The sequence below is a fragment of the Polynucleobacter sp. MWH-UH2A genome, assembly GCF_018687195.1.
Lineage (GTDB): Bacteria > Pseudomonadota > Gammaproteobacteria > Burkholderiales > Burkholderiaceae > Polynucleobacter.
In genome coordinates, this window is sequence record NZ_CP061321.1 from 1,452,809 (window position 1) to 1,468,508 (window position 15,700).

Annotated in this window: 13 protein-coding genes; 2 read left to right on the top strand and 11 right to left on the bottom strand. The window is 46.4% G+C overall.

Translation table 11 applies throughout. From position 1 onward, the window contains the following. Positions 1-7 precede the first annotated feature (7 nt). The 9 genes from bamA to rpsB form a co-directional block, all read right to left on the bottom strand. A complete protein-coding gene (gene bamA, locus IC571_RS07605; protein ID WP_215317868.1) occupies positions 8-2,323 on the bottom strand; it encodes an outer membrane protein assembly factor BamA in 2,316 nt (771 codons plus the stop codon). 29 nt (positions 2,324-2,352) lie between these two features. Then, entirely contained in the window at positions 2,353-3,480 is a 1,128-nt protein-coding gene (locus IC571_RS07610; RefSeq protein ID WP_215315733.1) for an RIP metalloprotease, read from the bottom strand. Between the two features lie 24 nt (positions 3,481-3,504). Then, positions 3,505-4,692 carry a 1-deoxy-D-xylulose-5-phosphate reductoisomerase gene (gene ispC / locus IC571_RS07615; protein WP_215315735.1) on the bottom strand — a complete coding sequence of 396 codons (1,188 nt, stop codon included), beginning with the start codon at positions 4,690-4,692 and terminating at the stop codon, positions 3,505-3,507. After that, the gene (locus IC571_RS07620; protein ID WP_215315737.1) at positions 4,692-5,519 is read right to left on the bottom strand and encodes a phosphatidate cytidylyltransferase; all 828 of its coding nucleotides are present in this window, start codon (positions 5,517-5,519) and stop codon (positions 4,692-4,694) included. The genes ispC and IC571_RS07620 overlap by 1 nt, the downstream gene beginning before the upstream one ends. A gap of 18 nt (positions 5,520-5,537) precedes the next feature. Further along, positions 5,538-6,311, bottom strand: coding sequence for a polyprenyl diphosphate synthase (gene uppS / locus IC571_RS07625; RefSeq protein WP_215315738.1), 774 nt, complete (start codon positions 6,309-6,311; stop codon positions 5,538-5,540). A gap of 21 nt (positions 6,312-6,332) precedes the next feature. Continuing rightward, a complete protein-coding gene (frr, locus tag IC571_RS07630; RefSeq protein ID WP_215315740.1) occupies positions 6,333-6,893 on the bottom strand; it encodes a ribosome recycling factor in 561 nt (186 codons plus the stop codon). A gap of 11 nt (positions 6,894-6,904) precedes the next feature. Continuing rightward, on the bottom strand, positions 6,905-7,615 hold the full coding sequence (pyrH, locus tag IC571_RS07635) for a UMP kinase (protein WP_215315741.1): 711 nt from the start codon (positions 7,613-7,615) through the stop codon (positions 6,905-6,907). Between the two features lie 177 nt (positions 7,616-7,792). Further along, a complete protein-coding gene (gene tsf / locus IC571_RS07640) occupies positions 7,793-8,677 on the bottom strand; it encodes a translation elongation factor Ts (protein WP_215315742.1) in 885 nt (294 codons plus the stop codon). Beyond that, positions 8,677-9,426 carry a 30S ribosomal protein S2 gene (gene rpsB / locus IC571_RS07645; protein ID WP_215315743.1) on the bottom strand — a complete coding sequence of 250 codons (750 nt, stop codon included), beginning with the start codon at positions 9,424-9,426 and terminating at the stop codon, positions 8,677-8,679. The genes tsf and rpsB overlap by 1 nt, the downstream gene beginning before the upstream one ends. 268 nt (positions 9,427-9,694) lie before the next feature. Here rpsB and map point away from each other — a divergent pair, with 268 nt between their 5' ends. Together map and IC571_RS07655 are read left to right on the top strand one after the other, a co-directional pair. Continuing rightward, positions 9,695-10,531 carry a type I methionyl aminopeptidase gene (map, locus tag IC571_RS07650; RefSeq protein WP_215315745.1) on the top strand — a complete coding sequence of 279 codons (837 nt, stop codon included), beginning with the start codon at positions 9,695-9,697 and terminating at the stop codon, positions 10,529-10,531. Positions 10,532-10,535: 4 nt separating this feature from the next. Further along, positions 10,536-13,133: a [protein-PII] uridylyltransferase gene (locus IC571_RS07655; RefSeq protein ID WP_215315746.1), complete on the top strand. Its 2,598-nt coding sequence runs from the start codon at positions 10,536-10,538 to the stop codon at positions 13,131-13,133. Here IC571_RS07655 and IC571_RS07660 read toward each other — a convergent pair. Both IC571_RS07660 and ligA read right to left on the bottom strand, forming a co-directional pair. Beyond that, on the bottom strand, positions 13,122-13,460 hold the full coding sequence (locus IC571_RS07660) for an NUDIX domain-containing protein (protein WP_251373309.1): 339 nt from the start codon (positions 13,458-13,460) through the stop codon (positions 13,122-13,124). The genes IC571_RS07655 and IC571_RS07660 overlap by 12 nt on opposite strands. Before the next feature lie 221 nt (positions 13,461-13,681). After that, the gene (ligA, locus tag IC571_RS07665; protein ID WP_215315750.1) at positions 13,682-15,697 is read right to left on the bottom strand and encodes an NAD-dependent DNA ligase LigA; all 2,016 of its coding nucleotides are present in this window, start codon (positions 15,695-15,697) and stop codon (positions 13,682-13,684) included. Positions 15,698-15,700: the final 3 nt, after the last annotated feature.

The window sequence follows — 15,700 nt, forward strand, 5'->3', positions numbered from 1 at the left end:
TAAACAATTAAAACGCTGTACCAACTTGGAACTGGAGGCGCTGGATATTATCCGTTGGCTGTGACCTGATCGGAATACCGTAGCTAAACTTCAAAGGACCGAGTGGTGATATCCATGATAAACCCAAACCATAGGAATATCGCAAAACGAGGTTGATGTTTTGACCAAACGCATTACCACCGTCAACGAAGGTAAAGACTCGCAAGGTTTTATCCACCCCAGATCCCGGGACAGGGACGGTGTACTCCAGATTGCTCACAATCTTGGATTGACCACCAGTTGGTTGATTAGTCCCAAGGTACTGGTTGTAATAAAGCGGACCTAGAGAGCCTGGCGCATATCCACGAACTGAGCCGATACCACCCACATAGTAGTTTTTGGTAATTGGGAAAGGATTATTTCCGTAGGCCTGGCCATAACCCACTTCGCCATTGAAAGACAAAATATTGCCTTTAGAGAAAGAGTGGTACTTCTGATACTGACCATACATACGATAGAAGGTCATATTACCAACCGGAGTGCCAGCCTCAGCAGATAGCTGTTGCAAAGATCCGTCTGATGGAATCAATGCGCTATCGCGACCATCACGTGCCCAACCAACAGTCAACGGTACGTTATAAGTTGTTAATGTTCCGGGATAACCTGGGGCAGCAATACCGTAACTTTGCGCATAATTCAAATATGGAATTGGCGTATTAACCGTAGTCTGGATTTGGAAAGCCTCAACACCAGTACCAAAAAATACGCGATCGACCTCTGTATAAGGCACGCCAAACTTAATGTTGGATCCCACGGATTTAATCTGGTAGTCAGGGTCGCCCACATAGTACAAAGGCTTAGATGATCTGTAGTAGAGGTCGGTATAGCGACTGATACCATCTTCCGTGAAGTACGGGTCGTAGTTCGAAAGGGTTAAGTTCTGATTGATCTTGCCCACAGAAGCATTCAGACCAACGGAAGTGCCTGTACCAAACGCGTTATCTTGATTAATACCCGCTGAAAGAATCAGCTTTTCAGTGGAGGAGAAGCCCGCACCAATTGTGACGGCACCAGTAGGTTTTTCAGTCACTTTCACATTGACATCCACTTGGTCTGGGGATCCTGGCACATCTTCAGTAGTGATGTCGGTTTCAGTGAAATAGCCTAGACGGCCAAGACGCTTTTTAGACAAATCAATTTTGTCGCTGTCAAACCAAGAGCTTTCAAATTGACGCATCTCACGACGAATCACCATGTCGCGGGTTTTTGCATTTCCAGAAATTTCAACCTTGCGAACATAAATACGGCGACCTGGATCAATCACCAAAGTCAAATCCACCTCAGCCTGCTCACGGCGAATATCTGGTTGCGGATTAATCGTTGCAAAAGCGTAGCCGTAAGAGCCCAATACTTCGGCAATTGCCTTGGTGCTCTCCGTTAATTTTGCGGACGAGAATGTATCGCCTGGCTTGAGCACAATTAACTGCTTTAACTCTGCTTCCTTACCCAATAATTCGCCAGCTAAACGCACATCTTTAACCGTGAACTTCTTGCCCTCGCGAATACTAATCGTCAGGTAAATACCTTTTTTATCTGGCGTAATAGAAACCTGCGTTGACTCGATCACAAACTCAAGATAACCGCGATTCAAATAATAGGAACGAATCGTTTCTAAATCCGCGGTGAGCTTTTGCTTGGAATATAAATTGTCTTTGCTATACCAAGAAAGCCAACCACCCGTCTTCAATTGCATTTCACCACGTAAAGTGCCTTCACTAAACGCTTCATTACCGATGAAATTAATTTCTTGGATTTTGGCGACCGGACCCTCATCAATATTGAAGTAGATGGCTACTTGATTACGCTCTACAGGAGTAACAGTGGCAACCACCTCGGCAGCAAACATACCCTTGCCGACATATTGACGCTTTAATTCTTGTTCGGCCTTATCAATTAAGGCTTTATCGTAAAAGCGGGCTTCTGCTACACCAACTGTTTTCAAAGACTTACGAACAATCTCTTGATCAAATTCTTTCATTCCCGTGAATTCAATTCGGGAAATCGTTGGGCGTTCGTCCACGATCACAATCAGCACATCACCCTGCGCCTGAATCTGCACGTCTCTAAAGAAACCGGTGCTATACAAAGCCTTAATCGCTTCCGCACCCTTCTCCTCGGTAAATGTATCACCGACCTGAACTGATAAATAACTAAATACGGTTCCAGGCTCGACTCGTTGCAAACCCTCTACTCGAATATCTTTGACAACAAAAGAATCGGCTGCATAAACATGCAGGCTCAATCCAATAGACAACAGTAAAGTGAGTCTCGCTAAAAATCGCATAATGCGCAGGGAAGATAGGTTCAGAAAATTCAAGGCGAAATATAGCGTTGTAAATCGTTAAACAAGGCCAAAAGCGAAAGGGAAATCAGCAATAAAAAGCCCACTTTCTGGAGCTGCTCTTGCATCGAAACCGAAATCCGCTTTCCGGCAACTAACTCCCATGCATCATACAGGAGCTGACCCCCATCTAGCATTGGGAAAGGCAGTAAATTGAGCATCCCAATACTGATGCTAATTAGTGCCAAAAATGCCAAAAAGGGTTGCCAGCCAACCTGGATGGACTTGCCAGCCATATCCGCAATGCTTAAAGGCCCTCCAAGCTGCTTTAAGGAGGCTTGCCCCGTAAACATTCCCAACATTAGCCTTGCTGAGACCTTAGTAATTAGCCAAACCCTCTGAGTAGCAAGCCCCAAAGCATCTAAGGGGCCTAGTTTCAGCTCATACCATTCGTTTAAGGGAATTGGCATGGGCAGAAGGCCAAGGTCTTTCATAGGGTCACTATTCGGCCTCATTCTTGGAAGGTCATCAGCCTTAAAAGACTTAATCAGGCGCCTACCCTCGGAATCCTCAAGTTCTAGAGCAAATCCAGACTCACCGGTCAAGGCATCCATCAAATTCCAGCGCAGAGCATTCCAACTCAGAACAACATCAAACTTCTCGGAAATTGGGGTCGCATCTTCTTTCAAGTTTTGCCAACCTAAAACTCGATCCCCCTGAGAGATGCCTAGTTGAGAGGCGAGCGAATGTTCAGGGGGGCTTTGCAATACTGCTGGCATCTGGGGAACGCCAGAGACATAAATCACAGAAAAAAGAACTACTGCTAAAAAGAAATTGGCGAATGGTCCTGCAGCCACAATGAGAGAACGTTGCCAAAGAGGCTTATGATCAAACGTGCAATGGCGATCCTCAGGACGAATGACTTGGTTTCGATCGCGCCCATCCAAGAGCTTTACATAGCCACCCAGAGGAATTGAAGCCAAAACCCATTCTGTTTGATTTTCAGCGCGATAGGTAAACAATGGTTTGCCGAAGCCGATAGCAAATCGCAACACTCGAACGCCACAGGCTCGTGCCGCTAAAAAATGGCCAAACTCGTGGAAGCTTACTAAGACCCCCAAGGTCAACAAAAACGCTCCAAGAGTAATTAACGCCTGCATGAAATCATCACCTTAAAACATTTTTTACAGAGCTTTAATGAAATCCTGCGCTACCTTTCTGGCCTGCGCATCAATCTGCAAAATGCTATCTAGGGAATCCGCTTTACCTGTTGCGATTGCATTTAATGTTTTTTCTACGACTACAGGAATTTGCAAATACGGCAATCCCTTATCCAAGAAAGCTGCCACCGCAACTTCATTGGCTGCATTTAAAACGGCTGGAGCAGCGCCTCCAGACTGCGCTGCGGTAAATGCTAATGACAAACAGGGAAAGCGAGATAAGTCGGGCTCAGAGAAGCTGAGGTTAGCCAACTGAGTCAAGCTCAAGGGCTTCACTCCTGCAGCCACCCTTTCTGGCCACGCTAAACCATAGGCAATGGGTGTGCGCATATCTGGTTGACCTAACTGCGCCAATACAGAGCCATCACGATAACGAACCATCGAATGCACTACGCTTTGCGGATGAATCAGAACTTTAATTTTTTCCAGCGGCAGACCGAACAACCAAAATGCCTCAATTACCTCCAGGCCTTTATTCATCATCGTTGCCGAATCTACAGAAATCTTTCTACCCATAACCCAATTTGGGTGAGCACAAGCTTGCTCAGGCGTGATGCTGGCGAGCTGATCCAGTGGTGTATTGCGGAATGGTCCACCAGATGCAGTCAGCCACAATTCCTCAACGCCTAAATGCGCATTTTGCGAAGAAGAATCTTTTGTGAAATTATTGGGTAAGCATTGAAAAATGGCATTGTGCTCACTATCAATCGGCAATAACTCACCACCTCCAGCATTCATCGCTTGCATGAATAAATTACCAGACATTACTAACGCTTCTTTGTTGGCCAGCAAAACTCGCTTACCTGCCTTAGCCGCTGCCAGGGCAGGTACCAACCCTGCAGCCCCAACAATGGCTGCCATGACGGTATCGCAATCAGAATCAGTAACAGCCGTCACTAGTGATGACGGTCCATACATCACCTGAGTTGAAATATTGTTTTGCTGCAATAGCCCTTCAAGACGCGCAGCATCAGCAGCCTCAGACACCACCGCAATTGCGGGCTTAAACTCAATACATTGTTCCGCTAATCGATCGACCTGCTTACCTGCGGTAAGGGCTACCACCTCAAAGCGATCTGGATGCGCACGAATAACATCTAATGTGTTAACACCAATGGATCCAGTAGAGCCTAATATGGCAATACGTCTCATCACACAAGACCTGCAAGAAGCGCCGCTATAGGCATGGTCGGAATTAACGCATCTACACGATCCAGCACACCACCGTGACCTGGCAATAACTGACTGCTATCTTTAACACCCGCTAGACGCTTTAACTGAGATTCAAAGAGGTCGCCAAAAATACTGAAGGCTGTTAACAGAGTCACCATCACGAACATGGGAACCCATCCGAAACGAATAGCCCAAGCGCCAAATATAGTGGACTCAAATGGTAAGAAGAACACGCATGCCAATGCATAGGCATAACAGAGAATAAGACCGCCTACAGCACCCTCAACTGATTTTCCTGGGCTGATTTGCACGGCAAGCTTGCGCTTACCAAAAGCTTTGCCGACAAAATAAGCGCCAATATCCGCGACCCAAACTAGTGCCATTGTGGATAGCAGGAAAACTAGACCTAACTCCCGCAAAAATACAATTGCAAACCAGGTCGCTGGTAGCAGTATGAGACCAAGTACCACATAAAAAGGGCGTAACATTTGCAAAGAGAGATTCATCCCTCTTGCAAGAATGAAGGGCGCAACAAAAAACCAAAAGATAACTGCTAACAACAATAAGGAGAACTGCCATGCTACATTTTGCAAGCCCAGCAAAATAAAGATGATGGCCAAACAAAAGGCCGCATAAAGCCAAGCTGCACGTTGCGCCTCAGGCGCCAACAGACGACTCCACTCCCAAGCGCCAGCCAACACTGCAACAAGAAAAAAGGCGCCGATGTATACCGCAGGCAGGAAAAATAAAATAGGCAACAATACCGCCAATAAAACTAGAGCGGTGATAACGCGAGTTTTCAGCATGAAAAGTGGATTCTAAGATTAGACGGCATCACTCATCGCTTGCGAAGCAAGCTGAGCGCTAGTTCTGCCAAAACGCCGTTCGCGCTGACTAAACCAAGCAAACGCTTTGTGCAATTCAGCCTCATCAAAATCAGGCCAAAGCACATCCGTAAAATACAACTCTGTGTAAGCTAGTTGCCAAAGTAAAAAGTTGCTCACGCGTTGCTCGCCACCGGTGCGTATAAACAAATCAGGCTCAGGCGCATAAGCCATGGAAAGATGGGGTTGCAAGAGTTCTTCGCTAACATCTTCAGGCTTGAGACCTGGGTTAGCAGCGATACATCGACGCATCGCCTGCAATATATCCCAACGACCGCCGTAATTTGCGGCAATGGTAAAAGTTAACGCCTTGCAGCCAGCAGTCTTTGCTTCAGAAAACTCGACCATCTCCTGGATCGCATTATCAAAGCGACTTAAATCCCCAATGAGTCTTAGGCAAATATCATTTTCTGCAAGACGGGAGACTTCGCCTTTAAGGGATTTTAGAAAGAGCTTCATTAAAAAGCCCACCTCTTCCGGTGGGCGACGCCAGTTTTCTGAACTGAAAGCAAATACTGTTAAATACTCAACACCAATACGACGGCATTCCTGAACAATCTTTCGAACGGCACCCAATCCTTCAGAGTGCCCAGCCACTCTGGGCATCATGCGCTTGCTAGCCCAACGCCCATTACCATCCATAATGATCGCCACGTGGCGAGGAATGGAGCTGACTTCTGGTATCGCTTGCGTTGAACTGAGGTGTTGAGTCATAAAAAGTGAAACTCAATACGGCTAAACCGTCATGATCTCTTTTTCTTTTTCAGAGATGATTTTGTCTATTTCAACAACAGCTTTGTCTGTCATCTTCTGAATTTCGTCAGTAGCGCGACGCTCTTCATCCTCGGAAATTTCTTTATCCTTAGTTAAGCGCTTTAAGTGCTCATTGGCATCGCGACGTAAGTTACGCACAGCAATTTTGGCGTCTTCGCCTTCACCCTTCACTACTTTAGTGAGCTCACGACGACGCTCTTCTGTTAAAGCTGGCATGGGTACACGAATCACTGTGCCTTGCGAGGCAGGATTCAATCCCAAATCAGAATCACGAATAGCCTTTTCCACAACAGCAACCATGGTCTTCTCAAACGGCTGCACATTAATCGTACGGGCATCCGCTAAACCCAAGCTCGCCACCTGACTCAATGGGGTTGGGTTGCCGTAGTACTCCACTTGAATGTGCTCCAAAATGCCTGGATTGGCGCGCCCCGAACGAATCTTTGCAAGACTTGTCTTCAAAGATTCAAGGGACTTTTGCATCTTCTGATCGGTATTGGTTTTAATTTCTACTGCAGACATCTGGCCTCCTATTAAACGTGCACCAAAGTACCTTCAGGCTCACCTTGCACTACACGCATTAGCGCACCTGGCTTGAGTATTGAAAATACTTTGATTGGTAATTTTCTGTCACGGCACAATGCAAATGCAGTGGCATCCATAACTTGTAAGTTTTTAATTAATGCTTCATCAAAGGTGATGGTTTTATATAGCGTTGCCGATGGATCCTTCACTGGATCAGCACTGTAGATACCATCCACCTTAGTTGCTTTCAGCATCACTTCCACACCCATCTCGGCGCCACGCAAAGCAGCGGCGGTATCGGTTGTAAAGAATGGATTGCCAGTTCCTGCGGCAAAAATAACAACCTTACCCTCACCCATTGCTCGAATCGCACGTGGACGAATGTACGGCTCAACTACCTGATCCATTCTTAATGCAGATTGAACACGGGCCTCAACGCCTTTTTGGCGTAATGCATCTTGTAAAGCAAGTGAATTCATCATAGTTGCCAACATACCCATGTAATCGGCTGTTGCGCGATCCATGCCGGCAGCACCACCCGCAACACCGCGGAAAATATTTCCTCCGCCGATCACAATCGCTAATTCAACCCCACTGTTCACTACTTGAGCAATTTCAGAAACCATGGCATCAATGGTGACCGGGTTGATGCCAAAAGCATCATCCCCCATCAGGGCTTCACCAGATAATTTGAGGAGGACGCGTTTGTAGCCTGGCATATGTATTTTCCGTAATTTGCCAAGTAATTTTCATACTTAGCTTATTGATCTTTAAGCACTTTTGATTACTGACCTGAATTATAAATGGCTTAGGGACAAGCAAAGAAAAGGGCACAGAAACTAAGGTTTCTGTGCCCATGAGGCTAGACCAATCGGGGCAAGCCCGAAAAGGACTAATTAGGCAGTCGCTTTAGAGGCGGCAGCCACTTGGGCAGCCACTTCAGCAGCAAAATCGTCTTGACGCTTCTCAATGCCCTCACCCACAACAAACATCGTGAATCCCTTCACGCTGGTATTGGCAGCTTTCAGCATTTGCTCAACGGTTTGCTTATCGTTTTTAACGAAAGTTTGATTCAAGAGAGATACCTCTTTGAGGTACTTCTGAATAGAACCCTCTACCATCTTCTCAACGATTTCTGGTGGTTTGCCAGATTCAGCAGCCTTTTGAACAGCAACGCTACGCTCAATTGCGATGGACTCAGCTGGAACATCTGCAGTAGACAAAGCCACTGGCTTCATTGCAGCAATGTGCATTGCTACGTCCTTTGCAGCAACTTCATCACCATCAAACTCAACCATCACGCCGATACGAGTGCCGTGGAGATAAGAAACCAACTTATTGCCACCAGCAAAACGCTTGAAGCGACGTGGCATGATGTTCTCACCAATCTTACCGATCAAGGCGCTACGCACTTCGTCAACAGTAGAGCCATTCAAAGGCAATGCCAATAAAGCAGCAACGTCAGCAGGATTCTTTTCAGCTACCAACTTTACGCAGTCGTTTGCAAAAGCCAAGAAATCATCATTCTTTGAAACGAAGTCGGTTTCGCAATTCACTTCCAACAAAGCACCAGTAGTGCCATTGATAGATGAAGCAACGATACCTTCAGCAGTTACACGAGATGCAGCTTTACCAGCTTTGCTACCAAGCTTTACACGCAGAATTTCTTCTGCACGAGCCATATCACCATCAGCTTCAGTCAAAGCCTTTTTGCACTCCATCATCGGAGCATCAGTTTTGGCGCGGAGCTCGCCAACCATTGCAGCGGTAATAGCGGCCATTATTCAGCTTTCCCTTCTTCAACAAACTCTTCTTCGCCTTCTTTAACTGCAGTCAATACTTCCTGAACTGCATTTGCACGGCCTTCCAAGATGGCATCAGCAACGCCACGTGCGTAAAGAGTTACTGCCTTGCTTGAATCGTCGTTACCAGGAATAACGTAATCAACACCTTCTGGTGAGTGGTTGGTATCAACAACTGCAATTACAGGAATACCAAGCTTGTTAGCTTCAGTAATCGCAATTTTGTGATAGCCAACGTCCACCACGAAAATCGCATCAGGAACGCCATTCAAATCCTTGATACCACCGAGTGCTTTTTGCAATTTGTCGAGTTCGCGATCGTTTGTTAAAGCTTCTTTCTTAGAAAGCTTTTCCCAATCGCCAGCTTCTTTAGCAACTTCCATATCCTTCAAACGCTTGAGGGAACCTTTAACAGTTTTGAAGTTAGTGAGCGTACCGCCCAACCAACGGCTGTCGATATAAGGCATACCAGCACGAGCAGCTTCTTCAGCAATGATCTCGCGTGACTGACGCTTTGTACCAACAAATAAAATCGTGCCACGATTAGCAGCAACTTGTTTTGCAAATTTCAGGGCGTCCTGAAACATTGGAAATGTTTTTTCCAAGTTGATGATGTGGATTTTGTTGCGATGACCGAAAATGAATGGGGCCATCTTTGGGGACCAGAAGCGAGTTTGGTGACCGAAATGGCAACCAGCTTCCAGCATTTGACGCATTGTTACTGACATAACTTCTCCTAAGGGTTAGTTCTAAAGTTGAGTCCTAGCTGCGCTAAAGAACGCCACCCTGGAAGGCTCAACTCGCGATTTCAAGTCCAAAATAGACCTGAGACCAAAATTATAGCTTAAATATCAATGATCTAGCTAGTCCAAGACCACCCTGAACCAGGGTCGGTAGCCGTATTTACCCACTCAAATGCCCTAAAAAAGGGAATATTGCCCGTTTTTTAGGCAGCAAGGACCAGAAAAAACCGTCCAAGTCGTTGATAATCAAGGCATGAATAGTGTATTTACAGCAGAAAAAGACATCCAAGGGATGCGCGAAGCCGGCCGCCTAGCGAGCGAGGTGCTTGATCATGTGGCTCCCCACGTTAAAGCAGGCGTCACCACTGGTGAACTGGATCGCATTTGCCACGCTTACATGCGTGACGTTCAAAAAACCATCCCCGCCCCGCTCAATTACCAACCCCCAGGTTACCCACCTTTTCCGGCGTCGATTTGTACGTCTGTAAATGATGTCATCTGCCACGGAATTCCTGGCGACAAAGTTCTGAAGTCAGGGGATGTTGTCAATCTAGATATCACCGTGATCACTCCCGATGGTTACTACGGGGATACCAGTCGCATGTTCATGGTGGGTGAAGTTTCTGTCATGGCAAAACGACTCACACAAATTACGTTTGAATGCATGTGGCTTGGCATCGCACAGGTTAAACCCGGTGCATCACTTGGCGACATTGGTCACGTGATCCAAACGCACGCTGAAAAAGCGGGGTACTCTGTTGTTCGTGAATACTGTGGCCACGGTATCGGCAAGGTATTTCATCAAGATCCACAAATTCTGCATTACGGCCGTCCTGGTACAGGTGAAAAATTACAAGCTGGCATGACATTCACGATCGAACCCATGATCAACGCAGGTCGCCGTGAAATTCGCACAATGCCAGATCAATGGACCGTAAAGACAAAAGATCGCAGCCTGTCAGCGCAGTGGGAACACACTCTTCTCGTAACTAATAGTGGTGTTGAAGTGCTCACCTGGTCTGAGGGCAGCAACCCTCCGCCAGAATGCGTCAAAGGTCTTTCATTTAGACCTTCTGCTATCAGCGCTTAATCAAATGAACTCGTCGGCAACGACAAACAAAGTCATTGATGCAGCAAGCCTTCGCGCTGCTCGTGAAGTTGCTTATACCGAATTCAAGAACACGCAGGCTGTAGGCAAGCTTACAAAGCAACTCAGCAAACTCACTGATCAATTACTCAATCAACTATGGAGTAGTTGCAACCTAAACAAGGAAGCAGCCCTAGTTGCTGTTGGTGGTTATGGCAGAGGTGCATTATTCCCTTACTCCGATATTGATATCTTGATTTTGCTTCCCAATGAAAATAAGGAATCTGGGGGGATATCAAAAAAAGTAGAGCAATTTATTGCGAACTGTTGGGACACTGGTCTTGAAATTGGCTCTTCAGTACGAACTGTTGCGGAGTGCATCTCTGAATCAGAGCAAGACATCACCGTGCGCACTTCTTTACTCGAAGCGCGCTACCTTTGCGGACAAAAATCCCTCTTTAAAGAATTTGCAAAAGCTTATGAGAGCGCAATGGATCCCCGCTCCTTCTTTCAGGCAAAGCTAGCGGAACAGATTCAACGGCATTACAAATACCAAAATACTCCTTACTCACTTGAGCCTAATTGCAAAGAAAGCCCTGGTGGTTTACGTGACCTCCAAGTGATCTCATGGGTCAGCAAGGCAGCGTTGCTGGGTAATACCTTTCATGACCTACACGAAGCTGGATTAATCACCAAGCGAGAGCTAACAGAGCTCAATCGTAATCAACGATTATTAGAAACTTTGCGCGCCAATCTTCACCTGATAGCAGGACGCAGGCAAGATGTCATTGCTTTTGACTTGCAATCTCCTTTAGCTCACACCATGGGCATTGAAGAGGAATCATCACGCCGAGCAAGCGAAGCGATTATGCGTCGCTACTATTGGGCAGCTAAAGCAGTCACCCAGTTAAATGATGTGCTGCTACAAAATATTGAAGCACTGCTATTTCCACAAGAATCTAAAACCACTCACCCGATACCTGGCGAAGGAAATGAATTCTTTATTGAGCGCCAAGGTGTTTTAGATATCACCGACCCACAGCTCTTTCAAAAACATCCAGAGCAAATTCTGCGGACTTTCTTGGTATTTGCCCAAACTGCAAGCGTTAAAAGTTTGTCTGCCACCATTTTTAGGGCACTCTATAACGCGCGCACCAAAATGGACAGCAAGTGGCGTACTAGCCCCATCAATCGAGCGCTGTTTATTGAAATCTTGAAGCAACCTGAGGGGGTAAGTCGAGCGTTCCACCTCATGAATCGCAGCAGCGTTCTTGGAAGATATTTACCCGCCTTCAGAAAAATTGTCGGCCAAATGCAGCACGACTTATTTCATGTCTATACCGTTGATCAACATATCTTGATGGTATTACGCAATGTGCGTCGCTTCATGGTGCTGGAGTACACCCATGAGTTTCCATTCTGCAGTAGCTTAATTGCCCATTTTGAAAAACCGTGGTTGCTCGTCATCGCAGCTCTCTTTCACGATATCGCTAAAGGCCGTGGTGGTGATCACTCACAACTAGGCAAAGCTGACATGCGCAAGTTCGCAAAAGAACATGGTCTAGATAAAAAAGATACTGAACTCTTGGTGTGGCTCGTTGCCGAGCATTTGAACATGAGTCAGGTAGCACAAAAACAAGATATAACCGACCCCGATGTTGTGAAGGCATTTGCCAAGAAGATGGGCGATGAACGACATCTCACAGCGCTTTACCTTTTAACCGTCGCGGATGTGCGTGGAACCAGCCCTAAAGTATGGAATGCCTGGAAAGGGAAATTACTAGAAGACCTTTATCGAGCCACTTTAAGGGTGCTTGGCGGCGCCAAGCCAGACGCCTCATCAGAACTCGCACAACATCAAGAGGAGTCGCGAACCAAGCTGCGACTATACGGAATCAGCGATGCTTCCTATGAAGATCTATGGAAGCAGCTCGATGTCGCCTTTTTTCTGCGACAAGATTCATCTGATATCGCTTGGCTAACACGCCACCTATATAACAAGGTGAATACAGATCAACCGATTGTGAGAGCGAGACTCTCGCCTGTTGGCGAAGGCTTGCAAGTAGCGATCTATGTAAAGGATCAAGAAGATCTGTTTGCTCGGATATGCGCATACTTTGAAAGGCATGGCTTCTCTATTTGGGATGCCCGCATTCACACAACGCATCATGGCTACGCTCTAGATAGCTTCCAGATTTCTGGAAGCAACCTTGTTGACGAAGGTGGTAGCTATCGAGACCTCATTCAGCTGGTTGAGTTTGAACTAACAGCCGCCCTCTCGAAAGCCGACCCTTTGCCCAACCCAAGTATGGGTCGCCTTTCAAGACAATCACGGATTTTCCCAATCCAGCCACGTGTTCACATGATGCCGGACGATCGTGGACGCTATTACACCCTCGCACTTTCTGCGAGTGACCGCACCGGCCTGCTTTACACAATCTCTAGGGTCCTAGCAAAGCACCAAGTCTCAATTCACTCCGCCAGAATCAATACTCTTGGTGAGCGTGTTGAAGACGTATTGCTATTGGATGCCGCCAACCTGGGAAAAAACCCAAAGCTACAGATTCAGCTAGAGACTGAGTTGCTTGAAGCTTTAAGCACCTAAGCGACTTAAGGCCCTCTGTATACGAGGGCTTTGTACCTCATCACAAGAGAACCAAGCGCAGAATATTTCCTCTAAGGGCCTTTCTTTGCGCAACACTCTTAATTGATAAAGCAGATCAATATGAAGATGAGCGCCTTCATCCTTGGCGGGGTTAGCCGGAATTTCATGTACATCAACATCAATTGGCTCAGAATTCTCAGTTTCAACAACACAAACTAAGCCAGTTTCTTCATAAACCTCACGAATGGCTGCTTCAATCGGTGACTCCCCTTCATCAATATGGCCGCCTGGCTGAAACCACTTTTTAATGTGAGGATGAAAGATCAATAAGACCTTATTATCCTGAACAACTAACCCGCTAGCAGTGAGATGGCCTACATTAGTTGTGCGTGAAAAGGGCCTCGAAGACGCAAGAATCGCATTTGCTTGTTTTACGTAATTAGATTGACTAACTATGGGAGAAATTTTTTCTATAAGATTCATATGCAAGGGGCAAGCATAGACTTATTCTGATACACGAGCCACCTTAAAGCAGTGTAAGAAAGTTCTTACTTCAAGAGATCCAGCATGCCCGCTTCATCAATGACGGGCACGCCCAGCTCTTCTGCTTTAGTGAGTTTGCTGCCAGCATCGGTGCCAGCAACTACATAGTCCGTTTTCTTGGATACTGAGCCAGCTACTTTTGCGCCCGCTTTTTCAAGCAAATCTTTCGCTTCGTCACGTGTCATGGTCGGGAATGTGCCTGTCAGAACAAAGGTCTTTCCGGCAACGGCCGCACTAATGACTTTCTCTTCTACAGCAAGCTGCATGCCAGAAGCCAATAACTGCTCAATGACCTCGCGATTATGGGCCTCTTTCATAAAACTCGTAATTGAATCAGCAACCACAGGGCCTACATCTTTAACGCTGAGTAACTCTTCTATATTTGCATCCATCAATGCATGCATTGACTGAAAGTGGTTAGCCAAATCCTTGGCGGTAGTTTCGCCAACGTGACGAATACCCAGAGCAAAGATAAATCGAGCTAAAGTTGTGCTTCGGGATTGATTAATTGCCTGTATTAGGTTGTCAGCAGACTTTTCACCCATGCGCTCCAAGTTTGCTAACGCAGTAAATCCCAAGCGGTAGAGATCAGCAGGAGTTCTTACAAGATTCTGATCAACTAATTGATCAACAATTTTTTCACCAAGCCCCTCAATATCCATAGCCCTTCTATGGGCAAAGTGAATTAAGGCCTGTTTACGTTGTGCCCCACAAAATAATCCGCCACTACAACGAGCAACCGCTTCATCAGCCAAGCGCTCAATATGAGAATCGCAAACTGGACAGCGTGTCGGCATTTGAAACTCTTGAGCGTCACTAGGTCGGCGTTCCTTAATTACTGATACCACCTCTGGAATCACATCACCTGCTCTTCTTACAGAAACCGTATCGCCTATTCGAACATCCTTGCGTCTGACTTCATCTTCATTATGGAGAGTGGCATTTGTAACAGTGACGCCACCCACCTCAACTGGAGCTAAGCGCGCTACTGGAGTGATAGCTCCAGTTCGCCCTACCTGAACGTCAATTCCCAAAACTGTAGTCAGCGCTTCTTGAGAAGGGTATTTATGCGCTAGGGCAAAGCGAGGGGCTCTAGAGACAAAACCCAACTTAGCCTGCTCAGCAAACGAATTGACCTTATAGACAACGCCATCAATGTCATATGGCAGAGCATCTCGTTTTGCTCCAATAGTGTTGTAAAAACCCAGGATCTCCTGAATAGAATGCAATACCTTGCGCTCAGAACACACAGGTAAGCCCAACACAATATATTTATTTAACAACTCTTCATGCGTCTCTGGCAGCCAAGACTGTGGCTCAAGTGCGCCCAAGCCATATGCGAAGAAAGATAGCGGTCGTTTTGCAGTAATTTTGGAATCAAGCTGGCGCAAACTACCGGCAGCCGCATTACGTGGGTTAGCAAACTCCTTTTCCCCAGAAGCAGCAGCTTGCTGATTCATTTTTTCAAAATCCTGGAGATACATAAAGACTTCACCGCGGACTTCCAAGACCTTAGGGATATCTTTGCCTGTTAACCTCAGCGGAATCGCGCGAATCGTTTTGATATTTGCCGTGACATCTTCACCACTAGCACCATCGCCACGAGTGGCGGCACGAACTAAAGAGCCATTCTCATAGCGCAGGGAGATTGCTAGTCCATCAAACTTAAGCTCGCCTGCATAAGCAACGTGATTAGTATGCAAGCCTTCACGGCAACGACGGTCAAAGGCAACCAACTCTGACTCTTCAAAAGCATTATTGAGGGAAAGCATGGGAACTTCATGCGTTACCGAATCAAACTCTTTTAATGCAACGCCACCAACACGTTGAGATAAAGATTGTGGGGTTACCCACTCTGGATGTGCAGCTTCAATTTCCAGCAACTCACGATAGAGCTTGTCATACTCAATATCAGGCAACAAGGGATTATCGAGAACATAGTAAGCATGCTCCAAGCGTGCTAATTCTGCTTGTAGAAAAGCATAACGCTCCGCTAAGTTTGTCGGAATATTCAACGACAAGGT